Source organism: Paenibacillus sp. FSL R7-0333, from assembly GCF_038000365.1.
In the GTDB taxonomy this organism is placed as follows: domain Bacteria; phylum Bacillota; class Bacilli; order Paenibacillales; family Paenibacillaceae; genus Paenibacillus_AQ; species Paenibacillus_AQ silagei.
The window spans coordinates 4,354,377-4,372,366 of sequence record NZ_JBBOBZ010000001.1 but is presented as its reverse complement, the minus strand read 5'-3'; the positions used below and the strand labels follow the sequence as shown (position 1 = coordinate 4,372,366).

The window sequence follows — 17,990 nt, the reverse complement described above, 5'->3', positions numbered from 1 at the left end:
GAACAAGCAATGATGATGGAACTGTCGGCTTACCGCGATATATTCATAGAAGAGCTGAACGAGCAATTAGAGCGGATCGACCAGTCCCTGCTTGCGCTGGAGCATGCTCCAACCGCTGAGCTGATTCAGACGATCTTCCGCGCAGCCCATACGATCAAGGGCTCTGCCTCCACGATGGGCTTCCGCGAGATGAGCGATCTCACGCATGAGGTGGAGTATGCGCTGGAATGGGTGCGGGAGAAGAAGCCGGAGATTACCGGCCATCTGATTGATACACTCTTCCGGGCGCTGGATGCGATGAAGCTGCTGCGTACTCAGTATGTCAGCGGGGAGGGCTTTACAGATTGCTCAGCTGTGGTTGCGGAGATCAAGGCGCTGATTAATAAGCCGGCTGAACTTCAGCCGGTGCTGCTTCCGGTCTTAAATGCAGCGGAGCTGCTTCAGGCGGAAGAGGCCGTGGCAGCGGGCTACTCGCTGCTGGCTCTGGTAGTCACCTTGAGAGAGGACTGCCAGATGAAGGCGGCACGGCATTATATCCTCTTGCAGCGTATCGAAGAGGTCTGCGGGCCGGTGATTGCTGCTGCCCTGGCGCCCCCGGCGGCGCCGGGAGCCGATGAAGACGCCCGCTACAGCCAATTTGCTGTAGTCGCTGCTTCCCCGCGCGAGCTCCGGCAGGTGTCCGAGCAGCTGGCAGGGGAGACCGATGTCGAGAGCATTGTCATTACACCATTCGTGCCCGCACCTGCTGCCGGGACTGGCGTCCAGACCACGGCCGGACCGGTGCCTGCAGAACCTCCGTCCTCTACTCCAGGCAAGGGGAAATCCCATGAGGTACAGTCAACCGTCCGGGTAAGTGTGGAGCGGCTGGACCATCTGATGAATCTGGTGGGGGAGCTGCTGATCGAGCAGACCTCTCTGGCCGATCTGAGCGCTAATGGACAACGTACGGATCCCGCCAAGGTTCTGCCTGACATCGGCTCGATATCGGATCACATGGGCGGGATAATCAAAGAGCTTCAGGAAGGGGTCATGAAGACCCGGATGCTGCCGATGGATCAGCTGTTTAACCGTTTCCCGCGGCTGGTCAGGGATTTGGCCCAGAAGCTGGGTAAGGATATTGAGCTGCAGATTCAGGGAGGCGAGACCGAGCTGGACCGGATGATCATTGAAGAGCTGAGTGATCCGCTAATCCACTTGATCCGTAACAGCGCCGATCACGGAATCGAGAGTCCAGAGGTGCGCGTGCAGCAGGGCAAGGCTCCGAAGGGCAGAATTACGCTTACTTCTTTTCATGAGGAGAACCAGGTCGTGATTCGTCTGGAGGATGACGGACAGGGCATCGATGCCGCCCGGATTACAGCCTCTGCGCTCAGCAAAGGGATCATAACAGAAGAACAGGCAGGGTATTTAACTGCGCAGGAAGCCGTTAGTCTGATCTTCGAGCCAGGCTTCTCCACAGCCTCCGAGGTCAGTGAAGTGTCTGGGCGGGGCGTGGGGATGGATATTGTCCGCAGTCAGATTGGACGTCTCAACGGAATCATAGATATTCAGACCGAGCCGGGGGCAGGGACTCTGTTTACGATCCGTCTGCCGCTTACGCTGGCTATTATCAAGGGGTTGCTGGTCAAGGTCTCCGGGCGTGTGCTGATTGTCCCGATGTATAATGTGGCCGAGATTGTGCGGATCGCTCCCGAAGAGATTCAGGTGGTTCAAGGGGAGCAGGCGATTATTAACCACGGACGGATTGTTCCGCTCTCCTGGCTCAGAGACAAGCTGCATTATCCGCGGACAGAGCGCCATTCCAAGACGATTCCGCTTGTGATTGTAAGGTCTGTTGACCGGATTGCCGCCTTTGCTGTCGATGAGATTATCGGCAACCAGGAGGTGGTCATCAAGTCCCTGGGCGCGTATCTGGGGACGATGAATCATCTGTCCGGGGCAACGATCCTGGGCAACGGCCGGGTCGCTCTGATTCTGGATGCTTCTTATCTCGTTAGCCATTGATTACTTTCCATTATCACTGTCTGGTATAGAACCGGCAGCAATGGTGAAAAATATGGAAAGAAACACCGGAAAGGGGTGAAGAGTTGGATATTACAATGGCTTCAGATGAAGTTATCAGTAGGATCAAGCAGCTTCAGTCTGGTGGGGGCAAGATGAACAAGAAGCAGATCAAGCAGCAGGAGCCCGAGCTGATGAGAAGTGCGCTGTATTATTTTCCAAGCTGGGAACACGCCGTGAAGAATGCGGAACTGCTCTAAGGAATAGCAACACCAAATAACCGGAAAAGCCGCAGAAGCCTGCGACTCTTCCGGTTATTTGTTATTGTAGTGCCACGGTCAGGAGGTCTGTTCTTCGGTTCTCAGAGGCTTCGGGCGGTTGAACTGCAGCTCAAGAGCCTGCTGGTTCAGATGCAGCTCGTCCATATAGGCCTTGATCTTAAGCTGGAGCGCATGCAGCATTTCAGTATGCATATCCTCAATGCGGTCTTCAATACAGAACGCTGAGCATGCCAGAAAACCGTCTGTGTAAACCTTGGTATCCTCGATGACCATATTTAATTTCTCTTTGTAAATCCGTTTGACCGGTCCGCTGCCGGCCTTGATCTCATAATAGCGGTTCGTTTCCACCAGCAGACGCCAATGGCTAACCTCAAGACCATATTCATCCTTTTCCAGCTGCACGGTCACTTTGAAGATCTTGATAGGACTGTTCATGTTGATCGTAACCCCCTGCAACCCCCACATTCAACTTGCTGTAATCTCATTGTAGGATTCAGAGATTATAGCATGCTCAAGCGGCCTTGCCCACTGGAAGATTATTATAGTAAAAATCCTGAATATCATTTAAAATTAATCCATTATTGTCCGATTGCGGCAATACTGTAATCTACTACACAAAGGAGAATTGAAATGAAGAGCACCACTGCAAAAGGACACCCGATTATATACTCGCTGGTATGGGGAGTAGTCCTGACTCTAATGGTATCCATAGCCGCTGCTGTCGCTACCATTCAGGAGTTCGGCGATATGGGGATACGCAATGCCCAGGCCTGCGCCTTCCTGGTTATGGGCATTATTGTAACCATTTATATGAAAAGAAAGGATTCTTCGCTCGTCAGCTTCGGCTTCCGCAAGCTGGAGGCCGGTCCGTCCCGGGCGGTGCTGTTCTACATCCCGCTGCTCATTATTGCGGTGGCCCAGCCGCTGATGAATGGAATCAACGTTGAACTGGGAGCGCCTGAAATAATCAGTATCGTCATTATGACCCTGCTGGTGGGCTATACCGAGGAAGCCATTTTTAGAGGGGTGATCTGGAATCTTCTGAAATCCAAAGGGCCGGTCTTTTATATTGTGTTCTCCTCCATCTTATTCGGGGTTCTGCATATGGCCAACGCCTTTGGCGGAAATGATATCATACATACGATTCTCCAGGTTATCAATGCGCTGCTGCTGGGCTGTGTGCTCGCCTTGCTGATGGAGACAGGCCGGAATATTGTTCCGCTGATCGCGTTCCATTTTATCTACGATGCACTGGCCATGGTCAGCAATGAGAATCTGGAGCATGAGGTACTCATCGTCTCCATTCTTAATATTCTGTATCTCCTTTATGGAATTTATCTGCTCGTGGTATTCAGCCGCAAGCACAGAAATCATAGTCTCACCCTGTAGACACACCGGCCAGTCCGGGGAAGGAAATTCCTCAGGCTGGCCATTCATTTTCATGTGAAATGATAGCGCATACATGAAAATGAGCAGCTAACGGGAGCAAATAATCCGTAAACGGAGCAATGTTTAGAGATGGGCATTTTATTTGCAATCCTACTGGAATATCGCAGATTCTGCGGGGATATGCAGGTTTTTGAAAGTTTAAATTTAAGCGTTTCTCAGGTATAATGTAGACATCACCACAGGAACCACAGCATCAAGAGCACCAAGCATTACAAGTGGTACCGCAGGTGATGGTCTCATTCCTAAATTTAGCAATGAATGAAGGAAAGGAGAGAGCCCCGATGTACTAGCGTTAGCGAAGCATGCCGGAATCGGCTGCTGATGAAGAAGGTGGATGATAACATCTTCTGGCAGATCGTGGGTATGCGGGAACCCAAGAAGCAAATCTTTTTTGGAAGAAGAACGAAGCTTATCATTCAAGCAGGAGAAGTCTCTTGCGGAAGAAAGAGCGTGATTCCAATGAAAAAGGTTAGCGAAGCGTACAACTGCGATTCCTCACAGTAGGGAAAACGTCCGTGAAAACGTTTTTCGTGAAATCGTGTACGCGGGAATCCACCCCATATGCAGGACATGGAGCAACACTCCGGAATGGAGCGAACGGGCAACACGGAAGCATGAAGTGAACATGAAATTGAGAACAATCACCATGTCAGGGATATGGCTTTTGTTACTTGGAGGAAATGATTGAATTGAATAGCGTTATCAACACATGAATCCCCGGGCCTTAAGCAATCAGGCAGCGGGGATTTGTGCGTCTGTACATAATAAGCTCTTTCTCTCTTGGCCAGGGGGAAGGGGCTTTTTTATCCTTTTATTTCTCGCTGAAACGGTACCGTCCTTTAAAAGAACGGCAAAGCAAAGCCGTTTCCACTCTTTTTCAACCTGTTGTGTCCGCTGCTATGGTATGCTGCCAGCAAGCTCAGGAGCAAGCTTAAATAGATCCCAGTAAAGGCACGATATAATCACGGAACACATCCGCCGGAGGATTATTCTTCCCTCGCTTGTTATCCTGGGTCAGCACAGTGACCAGCTGAAGCTCCGGCACTACATATATGAATTGTCCGGCGTACCCGCGGGCGTAATAGTAGTCGACCAGACTGGATTCTCCGGCTGCTGAGCTGCAGGACAGGGCATCTGTCCACCAATGCCAGCCGTATCCGCCGTGGCGGGGAGGCTCCGTGTGCATGACTGGCTGTACCGAATGTACAGCCCAACTGCCGGAGATAATCTGCGAATCCTTCCATATCCCCTGCTGCAAATAGAGCTGTCCGAAGTTCAGCAGGTCTACAGGCCGCAGCTTCAGCCCGAAGCCGCCGGTATGGATACCCTGGGGGTCCGATTCCCAGTCATAGTCCCGGATGCCGAGCGGTCCGAAGAGAACCTGTTCGGCATAGCTGGCTGTGCTCTGTCCTGTGGCTTGTACCAGAATCGAAGACAGCAATTGTGAGATTCCCGAATTGTATTCCATCCGGGTACCCGGCTCATCCGCAAGCGGCTGCTCCAGCACATAATTCACCCAATGCGGGGTGCGGGTCATCTTCGGGAAGGAATTGACCCCGCCGAATTCCGTCCAGCGGAAGCCTGCGGACATAGTCAGCAGCTGTTCGAGCGTAATGTTCGGCTTCCGTGCGTCCTTATCGCGCCGGAGCTGCGGGAAGAATTCGCTGAGCGGAGCCGAAGGGCCGGGCAGCAGCCCCTGATCCATGGCGATGCAGACCAGCGCGGAGAGGATGCTCTTGGTGCAGGAATTGATCTTCGCCAGCTCGGAGGCTGTGCGCTGATCTCTATAATGCTCGAAGATCAGCCCGCCCTGCTGCTGAATCAGACAGCTCCGCAGATTCAGCGGCGCAAGCGAGCCGGGTAGGGTGGACAGGTTCATAGGGATTATCCTTTCTATTATACGTAAATAGGCACGGCCACCGCGTGAATGATGTGCGTGCGGTTCTTATGCGGTTCTAATGAAGCATCAGCTCAATCTTGGTGAGCATCAAGGTCCTCCACAGATACAGTACACATTATCTCAATCAACTATACAGATGTCCAATTCATGCTGCACCTAGACTGAAGATCTCTATTAGCCGAAGGTTAGTTAGGAAGTGATATTGCATCTGAGACCACACCGAAGGTTGATCCTTGGATATAATCCTGATTCTGCAGAGCTTCCAGCTGCTTAGCAGTACCGGTTACGACTACACCAATAATCGTAATATCATCCGGTTCCAGAATATCATTATCCCCGGCAAGGCTCTCATGCACCTGATCCGCTTCCCAGGTGAAGTTCTTGCCGTATTTTCGCAGCTGTTCGACACTGGTAATGAAGGAATCCACACCACCGGAAGGAGCAAACTGTTCTCCATGAAATCCGTAGATGATCATCGAATCGGCTGCGATGGTCTGGCGCGTTTCTTTCAGGTATTTTTTATAAGAGGGAGTATAGGCATCCGCCCAGAACCAGACAGGCTGCAGCCCGGCAGGCAGAAGCTTCTGCGTCTCCTCCAGCGTGTAGGCATGGTCAAAAGACAAGGCCAGCTCCACCAATGTACTATCTCCGAGCTGCTTCAGCAGACTGATGCTGTCCTCATACGAATCATACTGGATCTCAGGATGATAAAAGACCATTTCCCGGTCACCGGTAGCAGAGTTGTAGCGGGGGTATGAGGAGGAAGAACGCAGCTTTTCCGGCGGCGAAATTGCTCCAGATGCGCCGTATCTTCCGGTGGAGCGGCCCCATAAATTATAGGATTCCTCGACGGTCTCCCAAATATAAGGTTGGTTGCCCAGCCATTTGTAAGTCTGATTGTACGTTTCACCTCCAAAGCTATCCAATTTCAACGACTGGTTGCTGAGATGAACATTAGGGGCGCTGATCTCGTTTTTCCAGAGAATTTCAGCTTGAACCTTGCTGCCCTGATTCAGTCTTAAGTGGTAGAGGCCATACCAAATAACGGCAAGTATAACCGGGGTCACAACCATAATGATTCCAATGGTTTTCAGGGTGGAGCGGAGTCTGGCTTTTCTGATGAGCTGCTGAGTCTGTTTCCCTCCGAGAATAAACGGGTCCTGCTCCTGATTCTGTTCCATTTAAATACCCTCCTTATAATGTTTGATGAATTGGTTTTTGGCGCGTGTGACATGAGTCTTGAGCGTGTTCTCATTCATACCGTACAGGGACGAGAGATCCTTGTAAGTAAGGTTCAGCTCATATTTGAGAATCAGCAGCTCCTGATGTTGCTCAGAGAGTAAAGCAAGGGTGTCGCGGATATTCTGTGCGGTTTCCCGCCTCAGCAGCTGGATCTCCGGCAGATGGGTCAAGGAAAGAAGCTTAATATCGTCAACATCAACCGTAGGATGGCGTTTGTCTTTTCGCTTAAGGTCATAGAACTGATTCGTCGCTACACGGAACATCCAGCCCATAACCTGCTTGGAGCCAATTCCGTCCTGATAGACCAGATATTTATAACAGGTGTCCTGAACGATATCTTCAGCGTCCTCGCGGGCAAGCCCGCGTTTCCTCAAATACCGGTATAGCAAAGTACCGGCTTGCTGCAGAAAGTGATGAATGGTGTCTTCGGCCATGTCTTGCCCCCTTTCCCTATACAACGCCAAGCTTCGTGAAAAGTTTACAGCAGCCGGAACATCTGTATTCCTTAATTATAAATGTTCAATACCGGCAACAGCTTCAGCAGTTCAGTTAATATAATATAAGTATGTGAAATATTAGCTGAACGGAGGGATTCTATGATTCAGGATCATGAACTGCAGATTCGCCCAATAGCTGAAGGGGATCTGCCCAGGCTGTGGGAACTTGTTTATAAAGAGGAAGCGCCAGAATGGAAAAAATGGGATGCGCCGTATTTTGAACATAAGTGTATCTCCTGGGAAGAGTATTACGGGAAGCGAGCCGAAATTATTGGCTGTGTGAACAATTGGGTAATAGAAGTAGAGGGCGTTGTTATAGGTGATGTAAGCTACTACTGGGAGCATGAGCCGTCATACTGGCTGGAAATGGGGATTGTCATCTATGATCCTGCCTATTGGAGCAGCGGTTATGGCACTAGAGCTCTCAAGCTGTGGATCGGTCATTTATTCACTACCCTTCCGCTAGTCCGTGTCGGCTACACCACCTGGTCCGGGAATGAGCGAATGATGAAAGCAGGAATGAAGCTGGGTATGACGATGGAGGCCAGGCTTAGAAAATGCCGATATTATAACGGAATATACTATGATTCTATCCGAATAGGGCTGCTTAGAGAGGAGTGGGAGGATACGTTGAGAGAGTAAATATGAATGTTTGTGAAAAAAGACACAAATTCGTGAAAATTATCACGTTGTATTCATAAAATTTTAATATATAATAAAGTTAACTTAAAGAAACAGGGGGAATTAAAATGAAATTATTTAAAGTATTAGTAGTAGCAGGGGTATCGGTAGCTTTGTTGTCGGGTTGTGGATCGGATAAAAACAATGCAGACAAAGGGGCAGCAGCTACAACTGCACCAGCAACAGAACAGACAGATGCAGTTACCTCGGCTTCAATCGTGAACCAGGCAGATGCTTTCATTAGTGCAGTGAGCGACAAAGGAACCTGGATCGTTGCTATTCTGAACGACCTGACAGTGGATAAGGATGTAGTGGTAGCAGGCCAGTTCCATGACAAGAACGATGCCAGCAAGGAGATTTACCGCAAGCTGGCCCTATACGCACAGGATGCAGACCACAAAGTTACAGCTACTTACACCCTTACAGCACCGAAAGTAACTGTACAGAGCGAGAACTTCCGCGTTCAAGGCGGTACGATCAAAGGTGATGTATATGTAGAAGCTAACGGCTTCAACCTGTATAAGGATGCTACAATCGACGGCAACCTGTACTTCTCCAGCGAAGATGTGAAGGCAACGGCTGTGCTTGAAGGTAAAGTTACCGGAGCTACTGAAGTAAAATAAAATAAGTATATTGGAATCCATTCAATACTATAATGAAATACAGCCTGTAGACAGGATCCCCGTAGGGGCTTGCGCTACAGGCTTTTTATATGTTATGGGGGGATTTTGTAATCTGGACCGAAATCATCTATAGTTAAATGGAAGCAGTTGTAAGCGCAAACAATCGGGACGGGAGATGCTCTCATGAAAACTACACGGAGATGGGGGATGGCTGCGGGAGTTATTCTGGCTTCTGTAGCGGTACTCTATTTATTGTTATATATGTATGAAAGACCCGGCGGGTGGTCGGACCAGCGGATGTCCCGCTCATTGGGAATGAATCAGTCGCTCCAGATTCCCCTGGGCTCAAGTCCGGAGGAGGCCGTGCGGTTATTCCGTGAGTCTGATTCCATGACGGTGGTACATGAGGAGACTGTTGGCAGGGGGAAGCTTGTTTTTCTGACCCGTTCGGGCGATCAGGACCGCAGCAATCTTCAAGTCGAATATGTCCGCAAAACCTGGATCGGCTGGAAGTGGGTCTGGGGGGCGGGCTACGGGATGGACGGAGACCCTACCGTGTCGGCAATGAATTATATGAGGCTGCCTGAGCTGGAGCAAATCTCCACTCCGTTTCCTATGGTGTTCGGTGAGGTGCTGGACCCATCCATTCAGCAGATTATCGTTCAGCAAAAGCAGACCGGGATTGATAAGTCTGAGGCAAAGCTGATTCAGACGGCGCAGGGCCGGACAATTTGGTTTGCTTTTCAAGCGGCGACGGCGGGCGTTCCGTTCGAAATCGAAGGACTGGATCAGGCGGGGAAGATTATTGCTACCAAGGTTATTACAGATGTCCGGGGCAGCGGGACAATGGATTCAAGTAAGTGAACCATTCATGTATAGGATTGGCGTAGAGTGATTAGTCCTGGTATTTATGATAGGGAAGAATGACGAAGACTCCGGATCTGCATTTATGCGGACTGCCGGAGTTTTTGTCTGTAAAAATCTTTATCGGCAGATGTGACAAAAATAAATGACAAAAATATAATTCGAATCATTTTCTAGTGTTTTAGCGCATATTTCATAGGGTGATACGAGATTTTGGTATAAAAAACCACCATTTTGTCGAAAATGTTCAGATTTTGTTCACATGCCCTTATTAACATGATTGGAGGCACAACTCTGTGTGCCAGGATAGCTTAGGTCCGGGAACTGGCGCCCGTTGAATGCAGGGATTGAACGTCAGTTTTCTCCCCTTGAGCAGTCTGACAGACTGTCAGCAGTTCTTACATGGCAAGCCAAAGGAGGGATTCAGAGAGCGATCTTGGAGTGCTGGTAGTGAAGAGGACAGCACTGTTGTTGACGGAAGATAGCATAGCTTGCATATGGATTCAGAAATTTGCAGATTTCGAATGGCCAGACTTGTATTTCTATTACAAAGAGTTCTGTTTGGAACTCGAGATGGTGATTTACCAAAAGGAACCGTCTGCCTTTTAGCTCCTCGAGTTGTAGACAAGGACTATAGAAGGGGCGGAAAGTTAACAATGGAATCTCATGCAAAACGAAAAGGCTGGTGGAGCAGGCCGGCAAAAGCCTTGCTGTCGCTGACACTGGTGGCCAGCGGTTTCTCGGCGGCAGGTGCACTGTCGAAGGCAGAAGCGGCCAGCGGTACTCCGGGCGGGAGCATTCAGGAGCCGGTCTTATGGCTGAAGGCCAATGATGGGGCGGCAGCTGCACATGGAGGATTGACAGGCTGGCAGGATCGTTCTCCTAACCCTGTGGCGTTCACGCTCGACCTTCCTAATGGGGCAAAAGTTCCGCAGTACAATGAAAGCGGAGTAAATTTTAATCCGAGTGTGAAGTTTGCCAATCCTTTAAGCGCATATCATTATAATTCGTCGGCGAAGCTGCTGGGTGACAAAGCGATCACATTCCGCTCTGGGTACACGGTGTACAAATGGCCGGAGGATGGAAGTGCAGGGGCTCTCGTTGGCAGCTCAGACCAGAAGCCCTCTAACGGTGTAATTGTGATGGGCGGCTACGGTAATAGCGTAAGTACAGGTCCGGGTGAAGCAAATGTATACTCTTATGTCGCTTCGACGATACGGGACAGGCACCAGCTTGTAAATTATCAAATAGGAGCACCGGGCCATACCGCCAGTATTGACGGGAAGAATACAACTGTTACAAGGAGTGTTTTTCCAGCCTTCTCCTTTACCCCGTCTATTGGAGCTACAAATGCGTCCGCTCAGTATAACTGGTCCGGACTTAATGCGGAAGTAGCCGAAATTATTTTATATGACACGATCACAAGTGCTGATGCAGCGAAGATTGAAACGTATCTGGCTGTAAAATACGGCATCACCTTAGACCATGACTACATTGGTACGGATGGTACTCTTCTGTGGAGCAAGACGGCCAACGCGGCGTATCATCACAATGTGGCGGGCCTTGGCAAAGACATTCTGGAGGAGCTGGACCAGAAGCAGAGCCGAAGCATTAATAAAGACACACAGGTGGCGATCGGTCTGGGCGGGCTTGCTGAAGCCAACAGCGGAAATACGGCCTTGCTTGCGGACGGGCAATACCTGATCTGGGGAGATAACGGCAAGCTGCTTAAGTTCACTGAGCAGCGTGGCTCGACGGATTGGTATCAGGCCCAGCGGATCTGGAAGGTTCAGAATAATGGAGATGTGGGAGAGGTGGAGATCGCTATCCCTGCTGCGGCTGCACCGGAAAAGGTAAAGCTGTTGGTGAGTGACAGCGACACCGATTTCTCACAAGCTACTGAGTATGCTCTAAATCCGATCCAGCTTGGCAATGCAGCTCATTATGCTGTCAAATTGACGTTGAAGGATGGACAATACTTCACTTTTGCAGCAGAGGCTCCTGAGCTTCAGTATGCACTGCTGGAACAAATTGCGGAGGATGGGCATGAGATCGTGCTGGCCTTCGACCAGGAGATGACCACGGGCAATTTGGCAGGCTTCAGTGTTCAGATTGGAGGCACAGCCGTGCCTATAGGCAGCCTCACCTACAGAGTGGACTCTGCCGATTCCAAGAAGCTGATTTTGACACTGCCTGAGGGAACGGATGTTAAAGGGAAAACGGTTAACGTAGCCTATGATGGCACGGGTTCGCTCAAGAGCACTTACGGAGCTCCTGCTAAGCCGTTTACGGTGAGTCCAAGGGATCAATTCATTGATTCACTTAAGATCACCCAGCCTGCGGGAAGTACGGTCAATGTACCTAAACCTGAGATTACAGGAGAGGCTGAAGAGGGTTCTGCGGTAGCAATTGTAATCAGGGATAAAGATGGACAGATCGTAACTGGCGCAGGCGGAAATGCTGTCGTTGAAGCGGACGGGACATGGTCGTTCACCCCGGGCAGCGACTTACACGATGGGGAGTACACCGTTGAGGCGACAGCAATCAAAGGTGTGAAATCTGCAGTTGCCACCAAGGGGATTACGGTTAATCTTCCCGTGCCCGCAATTGAGATCACAGCTCCGGGCGGGGAGACGGTAACCGATCCCAAGCCGGAGTTCCAGGGAACGACAGATCCTGGAGCTACAGTAACGGCAGTCATCAAAGATGAGGACGGTCAAACCATCGGGACTCCCGCAGTTACTGTGAATGCGGATGGCACATGGAGCTTTAAGCCGGAAGTGGCACTGCCGTATGGCAAATACACGGTAGAAGTGACTTCGGCCAAAAACGGAAAAACCAACATGGCCTCCAAAACAATTACTCTGGTGGATAAGAGCAAGCTGCAAGCGGAAGTGAATTTGTCTTCCACATTGGATGAGGAAGACTACACACCTGGAAGCTGGACGAGTTACGAGTCCAAGCTGACCACCGCGCAAGCGGTGCTGGCAAGTGCGACGGCCACGCAAGCCGAAGTGGACGCGGCTCTGGCAGAGCTAAGCGCAGCGCGTGAAGCGCTGGTGCTGAAACCAGACAAGAGCAAGCTGCAAGCGGAAGTGGATTTGTCTTCCACATTGGATGAGGAAGACTACACACCTGGAAGCTGGACGAGTTACGAGTCCAAGCTGACCACCGCGCAAGCGGTGCTTGTGAGTGCGACGGCCACGCAGGCCGAAGTGGACACGGCACTGGCGGAGCTGACGGCAGCGCGTGAAGCACTGGTGCTGAAGCCAGTGGTGGACAAGAGCAAGCTGCAAGCGGAAGTTGATTTGTCTTCCGAGCTGGATGAGGAAGACTACACCATTGGAAGCTGGACGAGTTACGCGTCCAAGCTGACCACCGCGCAAGCGGTGCTCGGTAACGCGACGGCCACGCAGGCCGAAGTGGACACGGCACTGGCGGAACTGACCGCAGCGCGTGAAGCGCTGGTGCTGAAACCAGACAAGAGCAAGCTGCAAGCGGAAGTGGATCAGTCTTCCACGCTGGTTGAGGAAGACTACACACCTGGAAGCTGGACGAGCTACGAGTCCAAGCTGACGACTGCGCAAGCGGTGCTTACGAGTTCCACGGCTACACAAGCGGAAGTGGACACGGCGCTGGCAGAGCTAACTGCAGCGCGTGAAGCACTGGTGCTGAAGCCGGTGGTGGACAAGAGCAAGCTGCAAGCGGAAGTGGATCAGTCTTCCACGCTGGTTGAGGAAGACTACACACCTGGAAGCTGGACGAGCTACGAGTCCAAGCTGACGACTGCGCAAGCGGTGCTTACGAGTTCCACGGCTACACAAGCGGAAGTGGACACGGCACTGGCGGAGCTGACCGCAGCGCGTGAAGCACTGGTGCTGAAGCCAGTGGTAGATAAGAGCAAGCTTCAAGCGGAAGTGGATGTGTCTTCCACATTGAATGAGGAAGACTACACACCTGGAAGCTGGACGAATTACGAGTCCAAGCTGACCACCGCGCAAGCGGTACTGGGTAACGCGACGGCCACGCAGGCCGAGGTGGACACGGCACTGGCGGAGCTGACGGCAGCGCGTGAAGCACTGGTGCTGAAGCCAGTGGTGGACAAGAGCAAGCTTCAAGCGGAAGTGGATTTGTCTTCCACATTGGATGAGGAAGACTACACACCTGGAAGCTGGACGAATTACGAGTCCAAGCTGACCACCACGCAAGCGGTGCTTGTGAGTGCGACGGCCACGCAGGCCGAAGTGGACACGGCACTGGCGGAGCTGACGGCAGCGCGTGAAGCACTGGTGCTGAAGCCGGTGGTGGACAAGAGCAAGCTGCAAGCGGAAGTGAACTTGTCTTCCACGCTGGATGAGGAAGACTACACAACTGGAAGCTGGACGAGTTACGCGTCCAAGCTGACCACCGCGCAAGCGGTACTGGGTAACGCCACGGCCACGCAGGCCGAGGTGGACATGGCACTGGCGGAGCTGACGGCAGCGCGTGATGCACTGGTGCTGAAGCCAGACAAGAGCAAGCTTCAGGCGGAAGTGGATGTGTCTTCCACGCTGGTTGAGGAAGACTACACCACTGGAAGCTGGACGAATTACGAGTCCAAGCTGACCACCGCGCAAGCGGTACTGGGTAACGCCACGGCCACGCAGGCCGAGGTGGACACGGCACTGGCGGAGCTGACCGCAGCGCGTGAAGCGCTGGTGCTGAAACCAGTGGTGGATAAGAGCAAGCTTCAAGCGGAAGTGGATGTGTCTTCCACATTGGATGAGGAAGACTACACACCTGGAAGCTGGACGAGTTACGAGTCCAAGCTGACTACCGCGCAAGCGGTGCTTGTGAGTGCGACGGCCACGCAGGCCGAAGTGGACACGGCACTGGCGGAGCTGACCGCAGCGCGTGAAGCGCTGGTGCTGAAGCCAGTGGTGGATAAGAGCAAGCTGCAAGCGGAAGTGGATCTGTGTTCCACGCTGGATGAGGAAGACTACACACCTGGAAGCTGGACGGACTACGCGTCCAAGCTGACCACCGCGCAGGCAGTGCTGGGCAGTCCGACGGCTACGCAAGCCGAAGTGGACACAGCACTGACGGAGCTGACCGCAGCGCTTGAAGCACTGGTGCTGAAGCCAGTGGTGGATAAGAGCAAGCTTCAAGCGGAAGTGGATGTGTCTTCCACATTGGATGAGGAAGACTACACACCTGGAAGCTGGACGAATTACGAGTCCAAGCTGACCACCGCGCAAGCGGTACTGGGTAACGCGACGGCCACGCAGGCCGAGGTGGACACGGCACTGGCGGAGCTGACGGCAGCGCGTGAAGCACTGGTGCTGAAGCCAGTGGTGGACAAGAGCAAGCTTCAAGCGGAAGTGGATGTGTCTTCCACATTGGATGAGGAAGACTACACACCTGGAAGCTGGACGAATTACGAGTCCAAGCTGACCACCACGCAAGCGGTGCTTGTGAGTGCGACGGCCACGCAGGCCGAAGTGGACACGGCACTGGCGGAGCTGACGGCAGCGCGTGAAGCACTGGTGCTGAAGCCAGTGGTGGACAAGAGCAAGCTGCAAGCGGAAGTGAACTTGTCTTCCACGCTGGATGAGGAAGACTACACAACTGGAAGCTGGACGAGTTACGCGTCCAAGCTGACCACCGCGCAAGCGGTGCTGGGTAACGCCACGGCCACGCAAGCCGAAGTAGACACGGCGCTGGCAGAGCTAACTGCAGCGCGTGAAGCACTGGTGCTGAAGCCGGTGGTGGACAAGAGCAAGCTGCAAGCGGAAGTGGATTTGTCTTCCACATTGGATGAGGAAGACTACACACCTGGAAGCTGGACGAGTTACAAGTCCAAGCTGACGACTGCGCAAGCGGTGCTTACGAGTTCCACGGCTACACAAGCGGAAGTGGACACGGCACTGGCGGAGCTGACGGCAGCGCGTGAAGCGCTGGTGCTGAAGCCAGTGGTGGATAAGAGCAAGCTTCAAGCGGAAGTGAATTTGTCTTCCGAGCTGGATGAGGAAGACTACACACCTGGAAGCTGGACGAATTACGAGTCCAAGCTGACCACCGCGCAAGCGGTACTGGGTAACGCGACGGCCACGCAGGCCGAGGTGGACACGGCACTGGCGGAGCTGACGGCAGCGCGTGAAGCACTGGTGCTGAAGCCAGTGGTGCCAGTAGTGGATAAGAGCAAGCTGCAAGCAGGAGTGGACTTGTCCGCTATTCTGGACAAGGAGACCTACACGTCAGCAAGCTGGACGAGCTACGAGTCCATACTGACCGACGCGCAAGCAGTACTGGCAAGTGCTACTGCCACGCAGGCCGAAGTGGACGCAGCACTGGAAGCATTGCAGGCGGCTTACCGGGCATTGGTTCCGAAGAGCGGTCTGGCAAGCATTACGCCATCTGCAGGTGTGATTCAACCCAATGTGACGGCGAGTGTGTACGAATACAGTCTTAATGTGGAGTACAATGTCTCCGAGCTTCAACTGACATTGGCAGCCGCTCATCCGGACGCGGCCATTACGGTTAACGGCCAGGCTGCCGGGACAGGGCAAGCAAGTGCTGCGGTGACACTGAATGTAGGCGATAATACCGTAACCATCGTAGTTCGGGAAACGGACGGCAGCGAAAAAACGTACACGGTTACCGTGAGACGCCAATCCGCACCTTTTGAGCCTACTGAGCCTTCCCAGACGCCTTATGTCCCTTCTAACACACCTACACCGGCCCTGCCGGTAATAGAGAGAATAACAGTAGATGTTGAGGCCATAGGCTATGGAATTGTTGTCAAAACAGAAATCGAAAGAACGACAAACAACGATGGCAGCAAGAGCGATAAAGTGACGTTTACAACGGCCAAAGCTCTTGAAGCGGTTGAAAAGACCTTGGCTGCCCATTCGCCAAGCGTACGTATTGTTATTCCGGACAAACAGGATATCGTAAAAGATGTCCGTGTGGAGTTGCCGGATGCGGCAGTGAAGGCTGTACAAGAAGCTGGTCTAAACCTGGAAATCTATACTGACAACGGCATGATTACCATTCCGAATGCCTCGCTCAGCGGCCTGAACCCGAATCTGTATTTCCACCTGATTCCTGTCAAACAGGAAAGCGAGCGCAAGCAGGTAGAAGAACGGGCTAGAACAGAGGAGATTGTCCGGAAGGCACTGAACAACGGCAACGTCTACGTGGTGGATCGTCCAATTACGATTGAGACCAATATGACCAGCCGCCCGGTAACAATCACCCTGCCGCTCGACAGCAGTCATGTACCGGCAGAGGCAAGTGCAAGGGAAGCTTATCTGTCGAAGCTGGCTGTGTTCATTGAGCACAGTGACGGAGAACGGGAATTGGTGAAGCCCGCAATTGTAACGTATGGAGACAACAAGCTGGGCCTGACCTTCACCATCGGGAAGTTCAGCACCTTCACCATTCTTAATCTGGATAACGGGGGTGCCGAAAGCCACCAAGCTTATATGGTGGGCATGCCGGACGGAACGTTTAAGCCGGAGAACGCGATGACCCGGGCGCAGGTAGCCATGATTCTGTACCGGGTGCTGGAGTTGCAGGGTACAGGGAAAGCAGCCCGTTATTCGGATGTAGCAGGCAGCCACTGGGCCGCAGAAGCCATTCGTCAGGTTACTGCTGCCGGACTTATGAAGGGCATGACCGATGGAAGCTTCAGACCGGAGCAGAGCATCACAAGAGCGGAAATAGCAGTCATCATTGCGCGCTGGAAAGCACTCTCAGGTACAGGAGAACACAGCTATAACGACGCTCTTGGTCATTGGGCGGAGAAGGCAATCGGCCAAACGAAAGAGGCTGGTTATATGGAAGGGATGCTGGATGGCAGCTTCCAGCCGAACAAAGCCTTGACCCGTGCTGAGGGAGTTACTGTGTTTAACCGTATCTTGGAAAGAGGACCGCTATACGGTGAGAGCATACCAGTATGGACGGATGTGCCGACGAGCCACTGGGCGTTCCATCAGATCGAGGAAGCTTCTCAGGATCATAGCTATACAAGCCGGCCGGAAGGCGGCGAGATGATTATCAAGCAGTAAGCTTATAAAGGAAGGGCTGCCCTCAATGTCATTAAGATAATTAAAGATAAGTTTGGAATTAAAAACGGAATCCAAAACGGTGTGGGGAAAAACCCCATGCCGTTTTGTTTTTGGTGTAAGGAAGAAAAAGCGGTTGGAAGATCCACTTCAAAAAATGTTCATGCGAACAGATTGGTAATGAAGGTTTCATAAGCGCCACTGGGCAGGAGGAAACGAACTGCCCGAAAGGAAATCGGGTAAAATAGGTTCTCTTGCATGGCCAGAAAATCGATTCCAGCAATTCCTTATAGAGGCTGTTACCGCCCATGAAGATCAGGATCAGCATGACCGTTTCAAAGGGGAGTTTTTTCGTTCGGTTCAGCGAATTAGCATAAGTATCCGTTACCAAGATCATTACAGAT

The 17,990-nt window shown here is 52.1% G+C and carries 13 protein-coding genes; 7 read left to right on the top strand and 6 right to left on the bottom strand.

Annotation, left to right across the window (positions count from 1 at the left end; translation table 11 throughout):
* Nucleotides 1-9 precede the first annotated feature (9 nt).
* Both MKY86_RS18470 and MKY86_RS18465 read left to right on the top strand, forming a co-directional pair.
* The gene (locus MKY86_RS18470) at nt 10-2,004 is read left to right on the top strand and encodes a chemotaxis protein CheA (RefSeq protein WP_340827336.1); all 1,995 of its coding nucleotides are present in this window, start codon (nt 10-12) and stop codon (nt 2,002-2,004) included.
* An 83-nt stretch (nt 2,005-2,087) separates the two neighbouring features.
* Nucleotides 2,088-2,261 carry a hypothetical protein gene (locus MKY86_RS18465; protein WP_155991697.1) on the top strand — a complete coding sequence of 58 codons (174 nt, stop codon included), beginning with the start codon at nt 2,088-2,090 and terminating at the stop codon, nt 2,259-2,261.
* Between the two features lie 78 nt (nt 2,262-2,339).
* On the opposite strand, the gene MKY86_RS18460 is transcribed toward MKY86_RS18465, so the two are convergent.
* Entirely contained in the window at nt 2,340-2,717 is a 378-nt protein-coding gene (locus MKY86_RS18460) for a hypothetical protein (protein ID WP_076084894.1), read from the bottom strand.
* 195 nt (nt 2,718-2,912) lie between these two features.
* Between MKY86_RS18460 and MKY86_RS18455 the strand changes: the two genes are divergently transcribed.
* Nucleotides 2,913-3,671: a CPBP family intramembrane glutamic endopeptidase gene (locus MKY86_RS18455; RefSeq protein WP_076084891.1), complete on the top strand. Its 759-nt coding sequence runs from the start codon at nt 2,913-2,915 to the stop codon at nt 3,669-3,671.
* A gap of 204 nt (nt 3,672-3,875) precedes the next feature.
* On the opposite strand, the gene MKY86_RS18450 is transcribed toward MKY86_RS18455, so the two are convergent.
* The 4 genes from MKY86_RS18450 to MKY86_RS18435 all read right to left on the bottom strand — a co-directional run bounded on the left by MKY86_RS18450 (nt 3,876) and on the right by MKY86_RS18435 (nt 7,307).
* Nucleotides 3,876-4,151, bottom strand: coding sequence for a hypothetical protein (locus MKY86_RS18450; protein WP_143803883.1), 276 nt, complete (start codon nt 4,149-4,151; stop codon nt 3,876-3,878).
* 511 nt (nt 4,152-4,662) lie between these two features.
* The gene (locus tag MKY86_RS18445; RefSeq protein ID WP_076084885.1) at nt 4,663-5,610 is read right to left on the bottom strand and encodes a serine hydrolase domain-containing protein; all 948 of its coding nucleotides are present in this window, start codon (nt 5,608-5,610) and stop codon (nt 4,663-4,665) included.
* A gap of 206 nt (nt 5,611-5,816) precedes the next feature.
* A complete protein-coding gene (locus MKY86_RS18440; RefSeq protein ID WP_076084882.1) occupies nt 5,817-6,812 on the bottom strand; it encodes an anti sigma factor C-terminal domain-containing protein in 996 nt (331 codons plus the stop codon).
* The gene (locus MKY86_RS18435; RefSeq protein ID WP_076084879.1) at nt 6,813-7,307 is read right to left on the bottom strand and encodes an RNA polymerase sigma factor; all 495 of its coding nucleotides are present in this window, start codon (nt 7,305-7,307) and stop codon (nt 6,813-6,815) included.
* A 162-nt stretch (nt 7,308-7,469) separates the two neighbouring features.
* Between MKY86_RS18435 and MKY86_RS18430 the strand changes: the two genes are divergently transcribed.
* The 4 genes from MKY86_RS18430 (at nt 7,470) to MKY86_RS18415 (ending at nt 17,589) form a co-directional block, all read left to right on the top strand.
* The gene (locus MKY86_RS18430; protein WP_076084876.1) at nt 7,470-8,012 is read left to right on the top strand and encodes a GNAT family N-acetyltransferase; all 543 of its coding nucleotides are present in this window, start codon (nt 7,470-7,472) and stop codon (nt 8,010-8,012) included.
* A 107-nt stretch (nt 8,013-8,119) separates the two neighbouring features.
* Entirely contained in the window at nt 8,120-8,674 is a 555-nt protein-coding gene (locus MKY86_RS18425) for a hypothetical protein (RefSeq protein WP_076084873.1), read from the top strand.
* A 183-nt stretch (nt 8,675-8,857) separates the two neighbouring features.
* Nucleotides 8,858-9,538 (top strand): hypothetical protein, encoded by a 681-nt coding sequence (locus tag MKY86_RS18420; protein ID WP_076084870.1) that lies wholly within the window; start codon nt 8,858-8,860, stop codon nt 9,536-9,538.
* A gap of 656 nt (nt 9,539-10,194) precedes the next feature.
* Nucleotides 10,195-17,589: an S-layer homology domain-containing protein gene (locus MKY86_RS18415; RefSeq protein ID WP_340827335.1), complete on the top strand. Its 7,395-nt coding sequence runs from the start codon at nt 10,195-10,197 to the stop codon at nt 17,587-17,589.
* A 58-nt stretch (nt 17,590-17,647) separates the two neighbouring features.
* Here the strand turns inward: MKY86_RS18415 and MKY86_RS18410 are convergent, their stop codons facing one another.
* Nucleotides 17,648-17,983: a hypothetical protein gene (locus MKY86_RS18410; RefSeq protein ID WP_143803807.1), complete on the bottom strand. Its 336-nt coding sequence runs from the start codon at nt 17,981-17,983 to the stop codon at nt 17,648-17,650.
* Nucleotides 17,984-17,990 lie beyond the last annotated feature (7 nt).